Raw genomic sequence first — 20377 nt, 5'->3', positions numbered from 1 at the left:
TATTTTCATGTAATTAATACAGCTCAGCTCAATAGAATAAAAACTTCCAACAAAACAAAAACAATATCTAAAGTCTCAGTTTACTTTAAACAAAATGGCTGTTAACTTAAACAATAAAAAATCGTCATGACTGAAAGAATAATCAGCAAAACTGCAACATTAGATGACAATTCTCAAAACAATCTACATCGACCAAAACTTCTCAAAGAATTCACAGGACAATCTCAACTCAAAACAAATTTAAAAATTTTCATTACAGCTGCAAAGCAAAGAAGTGATGCATTAGATCATATTATTTTTTATGGTCCTGCTGGCTTTGGTAAAACCACACTTGCTGGCATTATAGCCAAAGAGCTTGGGGCAAACTTTAAACCAACTGCAGCACCACTGCTCACAAGGCCTTGCGATATAGCAGCTATCTTAACCAACCTGCAATGCAATGATGTATTATTTATAGATGAAATGCATAGACTAAGCAAAAATATAGAAGAAATCTTATATCCCGCAATGGAAAATGGACATCTTGACATTATGACTGGCAAAGGACCAGCAGCACGTATGGTACGCATTAGCATACCACAATTCACACTAATAGGAGCAACTACCAAAATTGGCACACTATCTAAACCATTACGTGATAGATTTGGCATATGTGCACAATTTGAACCATATTCAACCCAAGAGCTTATATTCATAATACATAAAGCTATACAGTCAATGCAAATTAGTATTGCAGATGAAGCAGCATTATTAATAGCACAATGCTCTAGGGGAACACCAAGAATTGCTATAAGATTAGCAAAACGTCTCAGAGATTTTATTCAAACCAATAATCAAAAATATGCCAACAAACAAGTTACTGTGGAGGTGTTGCAAAAACTTGGCATTGATGATTATGGGCTGGATCAATATGACAGAAGATATATGAAATTTATATCATTACACTATCTTAATACTCCAGTTGGAATTAATACTATTGCTGCTGCACTATCTGAAAATAAAGAAAACATAGAAGAAACAATTGAACCATACCTAATTGAAAAGGGGTTAATACACAAAACAGCACGAGGTCGAATTTTGAGCAACAATGGCAAAAAATATTGCATTTCTTCAATATTGTAATTAACTGCTGGCACAAAATTTATTTTAAATAAATTAAATATTACAGAAAATGATAGTTAATTTAATAAAAAAATATGCAAAAAAACAACACTTAATTTAACAAAATATAATCAATCTATGATTGAATTATAAACATATTGAACTACTTTAAATAGTGTTCTATTAATTTTTAATATAGTTGAATCCAATCTAAGGTAAATAATGCAAAAAAAAGATGTTTATCTAGTTGCAGGAAAAAGAACTGCTATAACAAATTTTTGCAGCTCTTTTAGCAAAACACCAGCACATCATTTAACAAAACATCTAATATCACACTTACTGCAAACATATTCTCTTGAAAAGAATGTCATAGATGAAATAATTATTGGTCAAGTTATAACTGCTGGCTGTGGACAAAATCCTGCAAGGCAGGCAGCTATTGAAGCTAATATAGATTTCTCCACAGCTGCTTGGACAATTAATCAAATGTGCGCATCTGGGTTAAAAAGTGTTATATTAGGCGCTCAATCCATTGCTAATACAGACAATAATTTAGTAATAGCTGGTGGACAGGAGAATATGAGTCTAGCACCACATGCACTTCATCTGCGTAGTCCACCAAGAATGGGGCATTTTAGCATGAAAGATCTTGTGCTTATTGATGGATTAATTGATGCTTTTGGCGAATATCACATGGGAGTAACAGCAGAAAATTTAGCCACAAAATATAATATAAGTAGAGAAGAACAAGATCAATTTGCACACAATTCACATATAAAAGCTGCTAAAGCCATTGGTAAATTTAGCAATGAAATACTACCCATAGAGGTAAGCACAAAAAAAGGTTATCAAACAATCAAAAATGATGAATTTATAAAACCTGATACCACTATACCAATATTAGCATCATTAAAAGCAGCATTTGTTGCCAATGGCACAGTGACAGCTGGTAATGCTGCTGGCATTAATGATGGTGCAGCATGTTTGTTGTTATCCAGCACTGAAGGTTGTAAAAAACACAATTTACAACCTAAGGCTAAAATAGTTTCTTATGCACAACATGGAGTTGATCCATCAATAATGGGTATAGGACCTGTTATAGCAAGTAGAAAAGCTCTGAAGAAAGCTAATTGGCAAGTGGATGATTTAGATCTAATAGAAATAAATGAAGCGTTTGCTGCACAAGTAATTGCAGTAAATAAAGAAATGAAATGGGATACTTCAAGACAAAATATTAATGGAGGGGCAATTGCCTTAGGACATCCAATTGGTGCATCTGGTTCACGCTGTTTAGTAACAGCAATGAATGAAATGGAGACTGAAAAATTAAGCAAATGCTTAATTACCCTGTGTGCTGGAGGTGGTATGGGTATTGCACTGTGTATTGAAAAAGTATAAATAAATAAAAAAATTAGCTATAGTCACTGCTGGCACTAGTGGGATGGGAGTTAGTATTGCAAAACTCTTAAAACAAAATAATTCATGTATTAAAGAAGTATAAATGGATAAAAATGAATAAAAAAAATTTAGCTATAATCACTGGTGGCACTAGTGGAATAGGGGCTAGTATTACAAAACTCTTAAAACAAAATAATTTTATAGCTATTGCAAACTATATGTATAACACTGCAGAAGCTGAAAATTTTTCAAAAAAAAATGACATTGAAATCTTTAAATGGGATGTTAGTAATTTTGAAGAATGTCAAAAGAATGTTCAAATTATTGAAAAAAAATATAACACAACAACATCAATTCTTATTAATAATGCTGGTATTACAAATGATAGAATGATGCACAAAATGACCATTGAAGAATGGGAGAGTACCATTAGGGTTAATTTATTTTCCTGCTTTAACATGAGCAGGGCTGTAATTCAACAAATGCGCAATAATGAATTTGGTAGAATAATTAACATATCATCTGTTAATGCATTATCTGGATGTGTTGGCCAGACTAACTATTCAGCTTCAAAGGCTGGAGTAATAGGATTTACAAAATCATTAGCATTAGAAAGCATTAACAAAGGAATTACTGTAAATGCAATTGCACCAGGATATACTGATACAGCAATGACAAAAAAAATGCCTGTAGAAATAATAGGAAAAATTAAAAATTTAATTCCCGCAAAACGACTTTGCAACCCTAAAGAGATTGCAGATACTATGCTGTTTTTAATTAATGCACCAGCAATTACTGGTGCTACAATTAATGTAAATGGTGGGCTATATATGCAGTAAATAGTAAAATTAAATATTTATATATAAATCTTTTATAAAAATGCCACGTTAAACACTACTAATATAGCTATAACTTACTATTGCAAATAGTAATAGCTATACAACTGTCTGTGTTAACTATTTTAACCTTACCAGTACTTATTATGTTGCCAGTGCCATCAACTATAATACTGCCTTTGTTAATGCATAAGGTGAATATATTAAATATAAAAAAAATTCTACAAAACAAGACATAATATTTTTTCAAGCAGCTGTAGTTAAGTTTCTTTTTTAGCACAGCATCAATATTTGTTGTGACATGCTTCAATATGCCAGCAATTACCCCTATGGTACTACTACTTACCATAAATGTTTTAAATATAACTGGATCTATATGTATACTATACAAAATACTTGTAAATGATACATTGCAAGATACAGAAGGGCAAATACAATAAGAAAAAGAGCATGCACAATTTCAATAAAAAATTAAAGAGTTTGCTAAGCTAGAATCAGAACTGCAAAATGAAAAGCAAGAAATAGCAACAAATACTTCAGTGCAAAATTCAGAGAATAATCAGCCTATCATTGCTGAAAATTCTAGATACTATAGCATAGCATAAACACATATCCCAGCAAAACTCTAAATTAGGAATCAATTTTAATAACCAAGTTTGCTTAAAAATATAGACATACCCAGTCACTCAGGCTAACATATTTTATAAAATCTTATTAAAATTGCAATGAATCCTGGAAAAAAACCTATACTAAAAAAAAAAATTAAGATACCTGCTGGAAATCACAAACCTATAAATACTGCAATTCAACCATTGAGAACAAAAGCTCACAAGTTACAAAAACCAGTAAATGCTACATATAGGAGACCAACTTATATTATTCCCAAATCAACAACTCCTATTGTGCAAACGGTTCCAGTTGTAACATTGCCAGCTGCCTCAAAACACAATGAAATTATCTTAACAAAAAAGAGGCTCTATTTCTCAAGTAAAAAGCTAAGCATTGCTATGCCATTCTTGCTGATTGTAATAATATCTATAGCACTGTATATAATTCTAAATATCTTTGCACAACTGCTTATGTTTTCATTAATTATTGTAGGAAATATCATAGCACTTGCAAATATTATCATGGAAAATGATTTAAAAAAAAATAATATTAACTCAAAACCTGCTTGTACTAGCTTAATACTTGGAGCATCATCAATTATTGTAAGCACAGTATGCCTGATTCTCCTTGCACCCACAACAACTCCTGTCTACATGTTCTCAATATTTGGGTCGCTAATATTGATAGGTGCTATAAATATTTACCTTGCTTTTGACTTCAAAAATTCTTTCAATGAGAAGATAGAAAATGAACAAATACAAAATCAAGAAACAAAATCAGAAGTTAGGGAAGAGGAAAGACCAAAAAGAAAAGATGATTCAGAGGATAAAGTAGTAGATAGCCGACCAAGTAATAAAATAAAAGATTCCAGCAGCCAGCAACATACCGACACTAAACTTATAGAACAGCACACTATATAAATAGTAATCTACAGCCGAATCAACAAATCAAACTTGCTATCTAATAGTATATTTAATTAAAAATATAAACAGAATAATTAACATAAAACATCAGTTATATACCAACATCTATTGATATAGTAATACACTTATATCATAATTATTAATTTACAATAAATTAAACCAATGATAAAATTAATAAATTAATTAAATATTTTGTATTAAATGCCTAGGAAATTAATCAGAATGCGCCAAAGATTGTCAACTGTATCACCTGCCTTCTTTGTCTTTCCACATATATATGCAACCAATTCAAATTCACTAACTTTTATTATAATTATAGCTATACTAACATTATTTCTACTTCTATCTGCACCTGCACTATTTCTAACCAACATTGCCTTAATGAATATAGGCATTGCTAGTATTATAAGCTCCATTGCAATTTCTGTGCATATACAACAGCATCATAAGGCAGTTCAAAAGCTTAATATTAAAAAAACAACCATTGATGAAATTAAGGCACATGATGTATCACAATTAGGAATGTTTGTTGGCTATTCTACCACTTTCTCAGCATTATTTTTCTTAATTCTTTTTAGCCTAGACGTATCTATACTATCAGTGATATTGCCAATTGTGATAGGAGCTGCAGGAATATATAGCACAATTCAATCTACAGAATTGAAATCTACGATTAATGAAAGAATAAACAAAATTATTGACAATGAAGAAAAATCTTTACAGAAAGCAGAACAGCCTGATGAAGCACAAACAAAAGATAGCGTGCAGGATAACAACAACAAAGAAATACCACCAAACAATGAGATAGTGCTGGACAAAAAAGAACAATTAGCCGAAGCTAAAGCTGAAGTTACAGTATAAATTTATAAAAATGTCACAAATATCTTTAACAATGCTTTTGATCACATTGATCAATGGCATATGTCTTGGAGAAAAAAATGAAATCAAAGATCAAATGTATGATATCATACATTTAATGTATTTAACCAACTGCTTTGACAGCTCAAACAATTTACAAGCTATAAGCTTAACCAATTCTACAAATGAACATAGAGACTCATTATTATTAGCAGTTAACAATGCACTACAAGCTGCAATAAAAGAAGAAAAAATATTTTCACCTATTGAGTTTCTTGCTCAACTGGAAATAGAAGCTCAAGCACAAGAACTGTCCATATATACAATACAAGAATTATTTGTTAATTGGGCAGGGTTACTATATTCACAAATTAACCAAAATAATGAGCAAATATTAGAAGAAAAAAATCTACAAATAGTAAAAAATATTGAACAAATAAGCAGTGTATTAGAGAGCTTTCAAATGACAGAAAAACAAACTTTACCAAAAACAGTAGAGAACAAAAATAGTTTAATATGGATTATGGGTGCAAGAAGATCAACCATGATAGAAAGAATTACATTCTTCAAAGAGCATGTGATAAATAACAGCATAATAAAATACTCACCATTTCTATTAACTGGAGAAAGAGAGTTATATGCTGAATTAGACAAACTACCAACAGAAACAATATGGGAAATGATTACTTATATGAAAAATTTAGCGGATAAACACAACATACCCTATGACAAAAATCAATCAACTATATTATATAAAACAAATCCTCCCAAAGGACGACTGGCTAACAAAACTTATCTGAATACCACTGGTGAACATAGGCTTACTGAAACAATTGCAATGATTGAAATATATCAAGAGATTGTAGGAGATAGTAATTATATCTTGATTAACACACCACAAAGCAAGGATGGACAAAGGTCAAACACATATACCACAACTATTGATGCAATGTCATTAACAGAAAAAACATTCCCAGAAACTAGTAGCATAGTAATAATTAGCAATCAACCACACATCTTACGCCAAACACATATAGTAAAAAATGTCATTAAAGGCAGTAATTTTATATCCAATAGTTGCGTTTATGGTATAGGGCCAAAATTAAAAACTAATCAAATAATACAAATAAAATCAACAATTACTGAAATAATGTCATTAATCTATCATAATAGCAAACAACTAAAGATTAGATAAATTGATTTACTGCTTGCTTATAGCAATATTTTGGTCAATTATGCTATGTAGAAAAATTTCAGCTACAAGTTTTTCATTCAAAGACAATGCTTGAAATTTTTCATCTATTCCATTTTTATCTTTTATGAACTCTATAGGCAGCACTACAAAAGTTTTATTCATGGTCAGGCTATTCTCAAGTCCAAGCTCAACTGCAATAGGCTGCTCAAAAGAACCTATAGTAGTCTCAATTGCCTTAGCCTCATGCAAAATCTCACCATTCATTCTGCTTATCAATAAGTCAAACATTACACGATCACCACAAAATGCCATATTGCCAAGATTTTCATTGCGATGATCAATAATTAAATCTAATGGATCCAAGTCAACATAATTAAGTATTTCCAATAATTCTATATTATATACCATATCATTATTAGCTGGATGCATAACTTTCTCTAAAGATGGATTTAATGGCATGTTAGATGGCAATCTAACAACTCTCTGCCCACCAATCTTCATGCCTATGCTAGCCAAATCTATTGCTTTACTAATTACGCCATGGCCAAGTTGTACTATTACTATTCCATTTCTCCTATGATGAAAAATGCGCTTTGGATTTTCCGTATAACCATAAAGAGACAGTTTGACTTTTTGTCCACAAAAAACCTTATTGCTAAAGCCAACAAAATTTTCATTAACATGCAAAGCAAATCCTGGAAATAAACTATCAACCACTCTATTATTTATAATCATACTTCTAGTATATTTATGTATTTCATCAAATACTATGGGTTGCAATACTTCAGTTCTTATTCTAGAAAAAAATGAGCTATTGGCATTGATGTTTTTTGTTATATTTAAATTAGCATTACAATGCAGTAAAAAGCTGAGCAAAAATAAAATTAGCACAATTAAAATAGAGCTTAGAATAAAAAAAATAATAAATTTTCTTAGCATTAATAGAGCAATTTGAATATGAAACTAGTATTAATTTATATCAAATACAGAAATTAAATAACAATTTTAATAAAAATATCTTTGTGTTTGTTGTTTTAATTTGATTAAAGTACAATTTATTATATATTATTAAATAATAATTAATTACATATTATTGACACAATGCATAAAAAATCAATGAAATTTAGAGCTTATATATTTCCAGCATCAATTATGCTTGGAATTGCACTTGCTATGGCAGAATCTATTTTAATGATAACACCACTGTCAATCTTCTTGCTTATTCCAAAAATTACTATCATAGCTTTTGCTGGTATAGGAGGCAGTATTTTAATTAACAAAACAATTGGCTATATTGATCAAAGATATGATGCAGAAAGACAAACAACAGAAAAAAAGCAGCCAAATAAACATATATCTTCTTATGTAATGACAGGTATTTTCTCTGCTGCTGCTGCAACTGTTGTAACATTTGTTTTTGTATCAGGATTGATGAATCTCATGGTAACAACTACTGCTGCATTTGGTTTTTTCAATGTAAGCTGCAGTGCAATAGAATGGGTGCGCGATATAGGATTTGTACAAAAATTGTTTTCTGCTAACAATCCAAGCAAACAACAAGATGAGGAAAAAACAACAATGCAGCAAAGTGAAAAAACACAAAAAAAGACAACAGCTGCAGAATCAACACAAGGAAATGAAACAACAACTATGACCAGCAATGCGCAAAGTGTGCCATTAAATGGTATGAGCATAGAACAAACACAAGCAGCAGCAATGACTGCTTAATAAAAATTATAAAAAAATATTGTATTCTATGAAAAATATTTGTAATATATAAAAAATTAAAAATATTTTTTATGAATGTTTGCTTTATTTCACTGACAATAAAATCAATTGTTGGGCTAATACTAGCAACTATAATAACCTTAGCCACACTATTAACAGTTGTTGTATCCATAATTGGAATAATTATATATATGCTATTTGCTACTACCATAACAATTACAACAGTAGTTTTTGGAATAATATCATTAAAGCAATTGTTAACTTTAACAAGCATATCCCTGCTATTAATAGTGCTAAAATATAAAAAATTAATAATTACAACTCAACACTAATATAAAATGACAGCAATGAACCTAATTATTGGAGACTTACTGGCAATCATAATCTTAACTGCAATAGCATTTACTGGTTTCAAACTATTGCCAATTGAAATATTTGCAATACTTGCAATTGTTGCCTTAGCTTCACTGATCTTTATGACTGTAAGCATATTCCCAGTAATAACAATTGCATTATCATCTATTACAATTTTTAAAACTGGTCCAATAGTACAAATAGTAGCATCAATACTAGGAGTCATAACACTTAAAAGCAAATTATTGCCCTATTTAATGGAAAAATCTAACTTAACTGCAAATTTGCACAATAATACTGGCATAAAAAAACATATTACAAACATACTTGAGCTTATATTCTGTTCAATTACTGTAACTTGTATCATCTTTCTTCTTCCATTAACAATATCAGCAATTGTGTCTCATGTTGCAATATTTTTAGGCATTGCCATACTTACTGATTCAGTAGTTAGACTTATATCACAACACATACAACCCATAGAAACAACAAAAGAAAACACAGCTCCAATAATTGAAAAAGATGAACCAGAGCATCTGCCTATACAAGAAGATGGTGTGCCTAAAACAATATCAAAACAAGACAATGAAACAAAAAGCATGGCTAGTGATACGCAAAGTTCACTTGAATCAGATCGGCAAACACAAACAACAGACCAATCAAATTTAGATAATAAACAATCCAATCTGCCACAAAGCAAAATATCTGATATTAAGCAAGATTTATCAATACAAAAAAATGCTACAGAACCTATTATATAAACAACTATTTGCACTTTTTTTAGAGCATGCTTATACTAAACAAAATATTTAAACACTACATATGCGCTATACCGTACTCTCAAAACAAGAAAAGACATCAATGCTATCAGAGATGAACATTGAAAATGTTGATACATTTTATGGCAATATGTATAAATTAATTAACAATGAACAAATAAAAATCCCTAACCATAAAAGTGAGATAGAAGTAGAAAGTATTCTATATAACATGGCCATGAAAAACCTTCCTGCATCAAAAGCTCATTGCTTTTTAGGTGCAGGTTGCTACAATCATCACATACCAGCAGCAGTTGAAAGTATTATAGGACGATCAGAATTCCTCACATCCTATACTCCTTATCAGCCAGAAATTAGCCAAGGAACATTAAAAGCAATGTTTGAATTTCAAACATCTATAAGCAGAATAGTGGGAATGGATATATCCAATTCATCATATTATGATGGTGCAAACTCACTAGCCAGTGCAATAACAATGTCTAAGTCTATTAACAAAAAAAACTCTGCTGTTATAGCAAATACTATACATCCAGATTATATTGAAGTTGCCAAAAACTATGGGCATAGCATATGCTCAATGAAAAATCCTGAAAAACAAAATATCTCTTGTATTATAGTACAATATCCAGATTTTCATGGTTCAATACCTAACCTTAAAAATATTCGTAAAATTGCAGATGAACATTCAGCTTTAATGATAGTGGTTGTGAATGAAATTATTGCCCTAGGATTATTACCACCACCAATTGAGGCTGATATAGTTTGTGGCGATGCATCATCAATTGGCATAAGAAATAACTTTGGTGGGCCACATCTTGGAATTCTAGCATGCAAAAAACAATATATTCGCAAAATATCTGGCAGATTGTGTGGTGAAACAAAAGATCGAATTGGCAATACTGCATACACACTCACGCTATCAACTCGCGAACAACATATTAAGCGTGAAAAGGCTAATTCCAACATATGTACCAATCAAGCACTTTCAGCAATTGCATTCACAGTACATATAAGCCTCCTAGGGGAGCATGGATTCAAAAAATTAGCAAATATAAACCATGAGAAAGCATGTATATTGGCAGATGAACTAGAAAAAATACCTGGGATATCAGTAAAAAATACTTCTTTTTTTAATGAATTTGTTGCTGAGCTACCAACTACAAATGTTAAACTCTTGATAAAAAAATTCATAAAAAAAAATATAATAGCTGGATATCCCATTGCCAGTGACAGGATCTTGTTAGCTGCAACAGAACTAACAACCAATCAGAACATTAGAGTATTTTGCAAAGCACTAAGAAATAAATTTAACTAATTTTCAACCCTATCAACATAAAACTGTATTAGTCATTTTAAAATCATAAATTCTTTTAATTGAGATACCTAGTCTATTTATATGCTGTTTTAACCAGCCTTTCTCTTATCTAGTGAGTTATTTCTATCAACTTCACCAACATATAACTGTCTTGGTCTGTGTATTTTAAACTCAGGATCCATCATAAGCTCTTTTAATTGAGATACCCAGCCTATCATTCTTGACAACACAAAAATACATGTAAACATATTACTAGGTATCTTTAAAGCACTTAACAATATTCCGGAATAAAAATCTACATTTGGATAAAGATGCCTAGAGGCGAAATAATCACTGCTTAAAGCCTTTTTTTCTAATGCTTTAGCTATCTTAAAAAGTTTACTATTACTTTCACTGTGCATTAATTCCAAAATCTTATGACATTCCTTTTTAATAATTATGGCTCTAGGGTCAAAATTCTTATAAACACGATGACCAAACCCCATCAGCCTTACACCATCTTTACGATTCTCTACCTTATCTATAAAGTTATTAACATTATCAACTGAACCAATTGACTGCAACATCTTTATAACATGCTCATTTGCACCACCATGTGCACTGCCCCACAGTGCTGCTATGCCAGCAGCAAAGCAGGCTATTGGATGTGCATATGTTGAAGCAACTATTCTAACAGTTGAGGTTGATGCATTCTGCCCATGATCAGCATGCAAAATCATTAATACCTCTATAGCTTTTTTTACTTCTGGAGAAAAAAAAAGACTATTTTCAAAACCAAAAAACATCATATGTATAAAATTATCTAAATAACCAAGCTCAAAATTTGGTCGTACAGGTTCTAGACCAATAGATCTCCGGTATATAGTAGCAACCACCATAGAAATATGTGCTAAAACAAATGCAGCTAAATCATAGTACAGATTGTTATCATTATGATAATTATTATTGACATTACTATAATGAATAGTTGACAAAAAAAAAGCTGAACCTAGCATAGCCATAGGATGAGTATTGCTATCTATATTGGATACAATACTGTTTATATTATGGTAGTGACTATATACATTTGCTATATCAGATTCCATTAAACTAATCTCAGAATTATTAGGTAATTCACCCATAAGCAACAAGTGACATACATCTAGGAAGCTGTTATTTTCCGCTAAGTCTGACACATTATATCCACGATAACGCAAAATGCCTTGCTCTCCATCAACATATGTTAAACTTGAATGACATGATGCAGTTGAAACAAAACCAAAGTCATATGTATATACTCCTAGCTTCTCATATAAATGCTCAACATCTACCACAGAAGGACCACAAGATCCATGATATAAAGGCATTTCATAAGTCTTACCCTCAAGAGTAACCTGCATCTTTTTATGCATAACTAAAACCTTTATTAAAAATATTCCATAAATTAAGAATATTAATTAAATATACTAATATAAAATTTCTTAATTATTAACTTAATAATTAAATCCTTAAAGAATTACTAACGTGATTACTGATGGCACTACTTGATATAAAACTACACTCCTCATGATTGTGATTGACAATCCCACTACCATCAAAATCCTGCAAAGATCTCTCAATGTTGGCTACAGATTCTTCTGACATTCCATCAACATAAAATATATTATCTCGAACAACAGCTGGATAATATAACCTTTCACCCTTGACATTATCAGTATAAAAACCAACCTCAAAAGATTCTTTCTTTGATGGTTGACATAAAACATTATGATAATCCATCAAAAACATTTTTAATATACTAATATGATCATCTTTTGCACTAAGCATAATTTTTACACCATTGGCTTTAGAGCCATCTTTGGAGCTATGCAAACGCTTTTTAGCTAAATGAGTAGATAAGGCATATGCATTGTGCGCTGGTATAGTAGTATCTCTAAGTCCATGTAAAACAGAAATAGGGCTTTTAATATTCATTGCCTCACTATCAGACCAGTCAGAAACATGGGAAATAAAAAAACTAGCTATAAATTCAACAATACCTAACAAAAAATTAACTAACAAATTGTGTGCCCTTGAGCCTAATAAGCCAAATTTCTCCAATGAAAGTTTGATTACAGAAATAAAAGTTGTCAAAAAAACAACATTATAAAACCTAACCTTACAATTAAACTCAGCTTGCCTAACAAAGCTAGATGCTATCTTGCTGCCTAAGGAATAACCTAAAACAATTGTATTACTTGGATCTAAATTATATCTAGATTTATCAAATAGCTCATGTGCTAATGCTCCTAGGTAACGTTGTATATCACCACTTTTTGGTGCTTCTGACCCACTTTTGGACATGACACCATACCCCTTAATCTCTGGCAATATTATATTATAATCTTTTGCTAAAAGAGACATTGGTCCAGCAAAATTGAAATTAGATCCTACATTTCCATGAAATGCTATTATTGTTTTCTTCATTGGATCAAACTCTTTACTTCGTACAACGTGAATTTCCTTATTACCAACTGTGAAGAATTCATGTGCAAATAATTCATCTAAATCTAAACTGATCATATACTCATTTGCTTCTCTCACCATCTCTAGGTAGGCCAAATCATTACCAACAAAATCACTCTGTGCTTTTCTAATTGCTGTGGTAAAGCTTAAATTCCTATACTCTTCACTATCAAGTGGAGTGTTGTCATAAAATACCATTCTATCTTGTTTTATGCGTGCAAAATGTAAGCCTCTAAGAGCTAATCCAGGTATGCTAAAAGCAGTCATAACAGTAAGTAATGGCACAACAACCAACATGCATACAGCAACACAAAAAACAAAAAACAAATCACTTAATGTTGTTTTTATCTCAAGATAAATCTCTTGAATTTTGGCAAATGCTGTTTCTAAAAATGGAAAAGTATTACCAATCTTTTGGAGCATAATAAATTTATTTAATTTTTAATAAAAATTTTACTAGAAAATGACATATATTACAATATATAAACACAAAATAACTCATTGTAAACAATGATTATGGTTATTATAATTATCTGTAATTAACAATGTAATTTCATACAAAATGAAAAAATGGGTAAAAATTGTTGCTATTGCAAGTTCTGTTGCATTTCTATCCTCTATAGCATCTTCATCGCTATTAAACTTTACTCAAAATAAAAATGACACAGTTGCCAAAATAGGTAGCAGTAAAATTACATCAAAAGAATATAATGGTATGTATCAACGTGAATTAGCCAGAATACAGCAAGCAATTGGACAAAACTTAACAGAAGAACAAATTCAAATGTTAAAAATCAAACAAAATATAATGAATCAGCTTATATGGCATAAAATGCTAGGTGAGTTTATTAATAAAGAAAAGCTAAAAGTTGACAAACAAATACTCTTTGAACAAATTGCTAAAATTCCTTATTTTCTTGACAAAGATGGAAAGTTTAATCAACAAAACTTTCATGATATTCTGCATGCAAATGGAATGTCGGAAGATGAATATCTAAAAATGCTTTCTGAAGATGTGATCTCCAATATTATTATAGAATCACTAATGAGATACAAACCTAAAGAAAATTATGTATTAAACCAACTTTTTCAACATAAACATGAATCAAGAATTGCTGATATTATAACCATACAAAGCATCAAACCAGATGAAAAATATCAATCAAATGAAAAAGAAATATTGGAATTTTTCAACAATAATAAAGAAAAAATGCAATCACCGGAATATAGAAAGATAGAGTATGTAGTTGTAGATGCATCTAATTATCCAAGTGACAAAATAAAAATTTCAGATGATGAGGTAGAAAAAGAATTCCAGCTCAATATTGATTCTTATACCAGCAATCCAAAAAAAAATATAATTAGCATTGTTTTTAATACACAAGATGATGCAGACAAATTCCTGCAAGAGGTCAAAAGTAATAATTTTAACTCAGCTCTAGCAAAACTTGATGATAATAATGCTGTGGAAATTACAAAGCTAAACGATGTCACAACAAATGAGTTACCATCTCCTGTTGGAGAAGTTGTCAACAGCTTAAATGAAGGTGAAATCAGTGCTGTAACAAAAAGTGCACTTGGATGGCATGTGATAAAAGTTGAAAAAAGCAAAAATCTAAATGAAGAGACAAGTGCACAAATTAAGCAAGATATAAAAAAATATCTTATAGACAAACATAAAATAGATAGAATGCTTAATATTGTTGAAACTATAGAAAACAATATAAATGCTGGTGATGATATGGCAACTATAGCAAAAGATCATAATCTCACTCTTAGCAATACTACACTGTTTACAATACAAAATGCAGCCATGCATCCTGGTATTAAAGATTTAATTGCAGATGAACCAAGCATAATAGCTAAAATATTTAGCCTAAAAATTAATGAGTATGCTGTAATTAATATTGGCGATGATGACAAATATCTCATCTTTAAGATCAGTGAAATCATGCCTAGCAAGCAAAAAAGCTTAGAAGAAGCAAGGGATGATATTGTAAATTCATTGCGTATTGATCATGCACATCATGCAACACTGAAAATTGCTAGCAATGTAGTAGAGGAAATTAAAAATGGTCAAAAAAACATAGATATTAAAAATGTAAGCATAAAAGAAATGGTGCAAATATATCGAGCAGATGTAGCAAAAAGCATTAACCCAACACAACAATATTCAACAGCATTTGTAAAAGAAATTTTTGCAACAAACATTAATCACATAACCAAACCATATGAACATGAAAACACTATGGTATTAGCACATGTGAAAAAAATAAAACCAGTAGGCAAAGATCTAACAATAGAAGAAAGTGATATATTAAATAAATTCCAATATACCATATCTAACTTAGCACAAGAGGACATGTATAAAAATATGAGGGATAATCTGAAGGTTGTAATGCACAAACTACCCTCAACTATTCTTGACAAATAATGAATACAAATGTAGTTATAATAGGTTGTGGATTAAATGGTTTGTTGTTAGCAAAAAGCTTAGAAGCTCACGATATTAACACAACTATCATAGAACATGGAGAGATTAATGCTACAATAAATGATAACCGATGTATTGCTTTATCACATCAAGCATATCAAATGCTCCTATATCTAAATGTATTTTCTAATTCCATAAAAAACAAACATGGAGTAATAAATGATATATATATAAGCTGTGCAAATTCTTTAGTGCATTATAACAACAAAGAAATTAACAAAGGCAAACATCCTCTGGGATACACAATATCATATACAGTGCTAAAAAAAATGCTTCTGGATTCTGTACTATCATCTAAGAAAATAACAATATTGCAAAAAACAACCTACACCAAAATACAGATTAACTCATCTATGGCTGTTATAAGCACATCAAATAATTTAACTATCAGGACACCACTAATTGTATGTGCAGAAGGAAAAAATTCTAAGCTACAAAATGCAGTTAACATTGGAAGTTATATTTTTGATTATAGACAATTATGCATAACCTTCCATATTGTGCACACTCAACCAAACAACAACATGTCATTTGAACGTTTTGGATCTGATATGCCATTTGCATTACTGCCAACTGCAAATAAATTTGAATCATCATTGATACTTCTTGTGCCAAAAAATTGTAATCAAGATATAGCAAATATGAATGAGCAACTAACCATAGAATTAGTTAATAAAATAATACCAAGACCATTGGGCACTGCGTTAAAGAGTATGAAAAAAAACTGCTTTCCTTTAACTTTAAATATAGCAAAAAAATATTATAAAAAACGCATTGTACTTGCTGGAGATGCACTACATGGAATACACCCTGTAACTGGACAAGGGTTTAATATTGCAACACAGGATACTCTAAGCTTAGTGACCATATTAAGAGAGGCTTTAGATAATGGGATTGATATTGGCTCTGTGGAAGTTTTATCAAAATTTTACAAAAACAGAAGAATAAATAATGCTGCAATCATACATTACACAGACAAAATGGTTAGAACATTTTCAGGTAAAAAACAAAAAATACTACTTCAACAGCTAGTTGCCAATAGTTTAAATATTCTTAACAAAAGCACTGATGTCAAGGCAAAAATTGTAAGCATCATTAATGCTGCTTATTAGCTGATCTTGTTGACTTGTGCATCTCATTATTTTTAATATTTTTTTTTGACTTTTCAATTCCTATATCATTTTTACGGAAAACATCAAAAAAATTACGCAGTATGCCGGGGACAAAAACAGATAATGGATTCACGCTAAGCACTGGCTGTTTTACACTGCCTTTAATAGAATAGTCTATGCCTATTACACCACCTCTACCACCAGCCATTATCCCACCAATTACTGGCACTTGAGCCATTATTGAATTAATGCCATAAGCTGGCAACAAGGAACCATTAAAATCTATTTGATTAGATTCAAGATTAGTGACACCATTAAATGTTACACCAATAAATGGACCATACATAACGCCATTTTTTATCTGTACAATGCTATCATTATACATAAATTTAGCATGCATGTGTTCAAACTCAATTATTTTTTGATTAGGCTTTTTGTTTATTTTTTTACGTACTACTGCTAATGACTTATCAGCAGACAATGCATCAGAAAGCAATCCACCTTTTTTTATGTGAAGATCTGTAGCTGATAACTTGCCCAACATTTTCTCATTGCCATGCAAGAATTTATCTATACAGAACATAGCCTTGCCTTTTTGAATAAACCCTCCCATACCTAATGCATCAGCTAATAAATTTACATGACTTGTCTTACCACACAACCTTTCACCATCATAGCCAGCTGCAATATTACCATTATCAAAAAAGGTATTAAAATCAAGCCATTCACATCTATAAGTGCTACATTTACTTTCCAGAGAAAAATCATACAGCATTATATCTTTGTACATAAGAAGATTGTCTATATTAATCAACATCTCAACATTATTATCATTCGATTTTTTACTATTCAAACTGCGAAACCACTTATCAATCCTGCCATCAAAATTTTTAGCATTTAACTGCAAAGATAGCTTATCACCTCCCTTATCTGCCAATAAAAACTCAAAGTCATATTGCTTTGATTTCTTTGAAAAAATGTTAAATAAATATTCACTATGATCAAAATAGAAAAATCCCTCTTTCACCCAAAGCTCAATTGCATTACTAGTATAGCTGCCTGATCCTAATGTTACCTTATTGTTATCTGCTATAGCAGCAAACTTTAATAATGCAGAATCACCCTTCTTTTTATTTACATTAAGATGAATAAATTCTATATCTGAATTTAAAAAATCAATACTACCATCAATTTTAAAACCTTTATTATTAATATCATGCATAGCTAAATTAAGATTAGCATTACCATCCAAATAGGCAAAAGATCTTGCAAAATTAGAGACAATAGGAATTTTCAAGACTTCTGCATTAGACAATTGTGAGTTAAAATTCAACTTGTTACCAGCATTATTAGCAAAAAATTTAAAATTAACTTTATCATTAGCCAATATTGCAGATCCATCAATTTCTACTTCTGTTGGACTAGCATTAACAGTAATATTTCCATTACTAACATTAAGTGGATCAATAAAATTGCTAATAGCAATGCCAGTAAAACTAGTCTTAAGGCCAAACCACAACTCATCATATCTATCAATAGGCAAGGATAGTGAAAAATCACCTTCAGAAAATCCTTCAGCTCTGCTCAGCATATGCTTATACTGAAAGTCACTATTGCTACTATAATTAAGTAATGCTTGTGAGATATTTGCAGCATTGCCATTAAAAACACATGATAGCTCTAACACAGGTTCACTGTGATCATCAACACTAATTACGCCACTTACATTTGCATCATCTATAGCTGCAGAATCAACATTAACCAAAGAGCTGCCATAATGCATAGAGTATTGTCCTTTCATTTTTTTAACAATCATACTTGCATTGTTAAATTCTAAATTTAACACAGAATCTAAAAAATCTACTCTAAAATGTAAATCATTAACAGTATAGTCACCATTGCGCCAATCAGTATATCCTAAATCAATTGATAAAATAGCATCCTCTATTACTGATTTACTAAGATGGCCGTCTAGCCATTTATGTAAATCAACAAGCAGTGGTTTAGGCATATATCTATACAACTTAGCAAGTGTTGTATTTTTACATTGTATATCAAACAAAAACTGATATTTATTAAAATCTAGAATACCAGAAATAGCCCCCTCAGTGCCACTGGAAAGAAAATTGGCAATATTAACAATAACTATTCCATTATTGACAATGTCAGCACTAACTCTACCATTAGAAATTGACTCAACTCCAAGCCAAGAAAATATCTTAATGTCATCTGTATTTATACCATTAGCATCAAGATGTATGTGTGGCATATTGTAAGCATCAGAATATTCAAAAGATAATACCAATTTCTTAGCATCAAAATGCCCTGAATAATCAGTATTAAGAAACTTTTTATACAAATCACTATCAAAATTTTCACCAACAATGGAGAATTTATTTAAACCAAAATCACCCATATAAGAATTTATATTCAGGGTTAAGCCATGAAAATCTGCATTAGCAAAAAGAAAACGTCTATTATCCCTAACCAAAGAAGTAACATTAATACCAGAAAAACACTCAGTAGAAGTAGAAAAACATAACTGAGATAGTGCACCCTTAAACTTATTTACCTCAGCAGAGTTGAAATAAGAATTGAAAGAATCCAGAGAGTCTTTCAAAAATGTCCCTGTCCAAAAAATTGTAGAAGGAATTGCACTTAGGGCAAAATTACTGCTATCCTCCATACTATCATTATTTATTATAATTTTATTAATAGTAACAGCATTTATGCTTGGCTTGCCAAGAAATAAACTTAACAATGAAACATGCATTAATACTGTATCTACTTTAGCAAGCTCTTTGTCTGCTTTGAGAATTTTAATATTATCAAGCTTTATTCTAAAGCCAGTACGTTTTATGCTAACAAATGGCAAAAGAGAAACTCTTTCAATTACCACTTCTTTACTGCCCAGCACTGTGCCAGCTACCTTGGATAAATAATAGTTAATAGGTAAATTGTCGTGCCTGACAAGAAAAATACCTACTGCAGATAAAACAAAAACTAAAATCAACAGAAGCAAGATAGCAATAGTTTTATGTATAATACTAAGAGTTTTAATAAGCATTTAATCAATTCAAATATGTAGCAAAGCTGCAACAGCAGTGCCAAATTATAATTATCTCAATACAATTATATATTGTAGCATATACTATAATAATGGATTAATGAGATAAGATAAACAAATAACC

General features: G+C 30.7%; 17 protein-coding genes. 11 read left to right on the top strand and 6 right to left on the bottom strand.

What is annotated here, in order from left to right; genetic code table 11:
* Positions 1 to 126: 126 nt before the first annotated feature.
* The 3 genes from ruvB (at position 127) to AABI72_RS00415 (ending at position 3338) form a co-directional block, all read left to right on the top strand.
* Positions 127 to 1122, top strand: coding sequence for a Holliday junction branch migration DNA helicase RuvB (ruvB, locus tag AABI72_RS00425; protein ID WP_338363359.1), 996 nt, complete (start codon positions 127 to 129; stop codon positions 1120 to 1122).
* 201 nt (positions 1123 to 1323) lie between these two features.
* Positions 1324 to 2499, top strand: coding sequence for an acetyl-CoA C-acetyltransferase (locus tag AABI72_RS00420; RefSeq protein WP_338363357.1), 1176 nt, complete (start codon positions 1324 to 1326; stop codon positions 2497 to 2499).
* A 113-nt stretch (positions 2500 to 2612) separates the two neighbouring features.
* Complete coding sequence (locus tag AABI72_RS00415) at positions 2613 to 3338, top strand: 3-oxoacyl-ACP reductase (protein ID WP_338363355.1); 726 nt, start codon at positions 2613 to 2615, stop codon at positions 3336 to 3338.
* Between the two features lie 67 nt (positions 3339 to 3405).
* On the opposite strand, the gene AABI72_RS00410 is transcribed toward AABI72_RS00415, so the two are convergent.
* Positions 3406 to 3684, bottom strand: a complete 279-nt coding sequence (locus AABI72_RS00410) for a hypothetical protein (protein WP_338363353.1) — start codon at positions 3682 to 3684, stop codon at positions 3406 to 3408.
* Between the two features lie 376 nt (positions 3685 to 4060).
* On the opposite strand from AABI72_RS00410, the gene AABI72_RS00405 reads away from it, so the two are divergent.
* Positions 4061 to 4864 carry a hypothetical protein gene (locus tag AABI72_RS00405; protein WP_338363351.1) on the top strand — a complete coding sequence of 268 codons (804 nt, stop codon included), beginning with the start codon at positions 4061 to 4063 and terminating at the stop codon, positions 4862 to 4864.
* A 200-nt stretch (positions 4865 to 5064) separates the two neighbouring features.
* On the opposite strand, the gene AABI72_RS00400 is transcribed toward AABI72_RS00405, so the two are convergent.
* Positions 5065 to 5283 carry a hypothetical protein gene (locus tag AABI72_RS00400; RefSeq protein ID WP_338363349.1) on the bottom strand — a complete coding sequence of 73 codons (219 nt, stop codon included), beginning with the start codon at positions 5281 to 5283 and terminating at the stop codon, positions 5065 to 5067.
* A 10-nt stretch (positions 5284 to 5293) separates the two neighbouring features.
* Here AABI72_RS00400 and AABI72_RS00395 point away from each other — a divergent pair, with 10 nt between their 5' ends.
* Both AABI72_RS00395 and AABI72_RS00390 read left to right on the top strand, forming a co-directional pair.
* Positions 5294 to 5728, top strand: a complete 435-nt coding sequence (locus tag AABI72_RS00395) for a hypothetical protein (protein WP_338363347.1) — start codon at positions 5294 to 5296, stop codon at positions 5726 to 5728.
* Positions 5729 to 5738: 10 nt separating this feature from the next.
* A complete protein-coding gene (locus AABI72_RS00390) occupies positions 5739 to 6920 on the top strand; it encodes a hypothetical protein (protein ID WP_338363345.1) in 1182 nt (393 codons plus the stop codon).
* Between the two features lie 6 nt (positions 6921 to 6926).
* On the opposite strand, the gene AABI72_RS00385 is transcribed toward AABI72_RS00390, so the two are convergent.
* Positions 6927 to 7796 carry an FKBP-type peptidyl-prolyl cis-trans isomerase gene (locus tag AABI72_RS00385; RefSeq protein ID WP_338363343.1) on the bottom strand — a complete coding sequence of 290 codons (870 nt, stop codon included), beginning with the start codon at positions 7794 to 7796 and terminating at the stop codon, positions 6927 to 6929.
* Between the two features lie 225 nt (positions 7797 to 8021).
* Between AABI72_RS00385 and AABI72_RS00380 the strand changes: the two genes are divergently transcribed.
* From AABI72_RS00380 to gcvPA, 3 genes are all read left to right on the top strand, one after another.
* Positions 8022 to 8648, top strand: a complete 627-nt coding sequence (locus tag AABI72_RS00380; RefSeq protein ID WP_338363341.1) for a hypothetical protein — start codon at positions 8022 to 8024, stop codon at positions 8646 to 8648.
* Positions 8649 to 8986: 338 nt separating this feature from the next.
* A complete protein-coding gene (locus AABI72_RS00375) occupies positions 8987 to 9763 on the top strand; it encodes a hypothetical protein (protein WP_338363340.1) in 777 nt (258 codons plus the stop codon).
* A 61-nt stretch (positions 9764 to 9824) separates the two neighbouring features.
* Positions 9825 to 11096, top strand: coding sequence for an aminomethyl-transferring glycine dehydrogenase subunit GcvPA (gene gcvPA, locus AABI72_RS00370; protein WP_338363337.1), 1272 nt, complete (start codon positions 9825 to 9827; stop codon positions 11094 to 11096).
* 89 nt (positions 11097 to 11185) lie between these two features.
* On the opposite strand, the gene AABI72_RS00365 is transcribed toward gcvPA, so the two are convergent.
* Positions 11186 to 12487, bottom strand: a complete 1302-nt coding sequence (locus tag AABI72_RS00365) for a citrate synthase (protein WP_338363335.1) — start codon at positions 12485 to 12487, stop codon at positions 11186 to 11188.
* An 88-nt stretch (positions 12488 to 12575) separates the two neighbouring features.
* Positions 12576 to 14003, bottom strand: a complete 1428-nt coding sequence (locus AABI72_RS00360; protein WP_338363333.1) for a hypothetical protein — start codon at positions 14001 to 14003, stop codon at positions 12576 to 12578.
* Between the two features lie 139 nt (positions 14004 to 14142).
* Between AABI72_RS00360 and AABI72_RS00355 the strand changes: the two genes are divergently transcribed.
* Complete coding sequence (locus tag AABI72_RS00355; RefSeq protein WP_338363330.1) at positions 14143 to 16014, top strand: peptidyl-prolyl cis-trans isomerase; 1872 nt, start codon at positions 14143 to 14145, stop codon at positions 16012 to 16014.
* The gene (locus AABI72_RS00350; RefSeq protein ID WP_338363328.1) at positions 16014 to 17186 is read left to right on the top strand and encodes an FAD-dependent monooxygenase; all 1173 of its coding nucleotides are present in this window, start codon (positions 16014 to 16016) and stop codon (positions 17184 to 17186) included. Before AABI72_RS00355 ends, AABI72_RS00350 begins: the two co-directional genes overlap by 1 nt.
* Here AABI72_RS00350 and AABI72_RS00345 read toward each other — a convergent pair.
* Positions 17170 to 20253, bottom strand: coding sequence for an AsmA-like C-terminal domain-containing protein (locus AABI72_RS00345; RefSeq protein ID WP_338363326.1), 3084 nt, complete (start codon positions 20251 to 20253; stop codon positions 17170 to 17172). The genes AABI72_RS00350 and AABI72_RS00345 overlap by 17 nt on opposite strands.
* Positions 20254 to 20377 lie beyond the last annotated feature (124 nt).

It is taken from the genome of Candidatus Xenohaliotis californiensis (assembly GCF_963930935.1).
Classification (GTDB): domain Bacteria; phylum Pseudomonadota; class Alphaproteobacteria; order Rickettsiales; family CAWVOK01; genus Xenohaliotis; species Xenohaliotis californiensis.
Note: the sequence above shows the minus strand (reverse complement) of the source record. Positions and strands in the feature narration are given on the sequence as shown.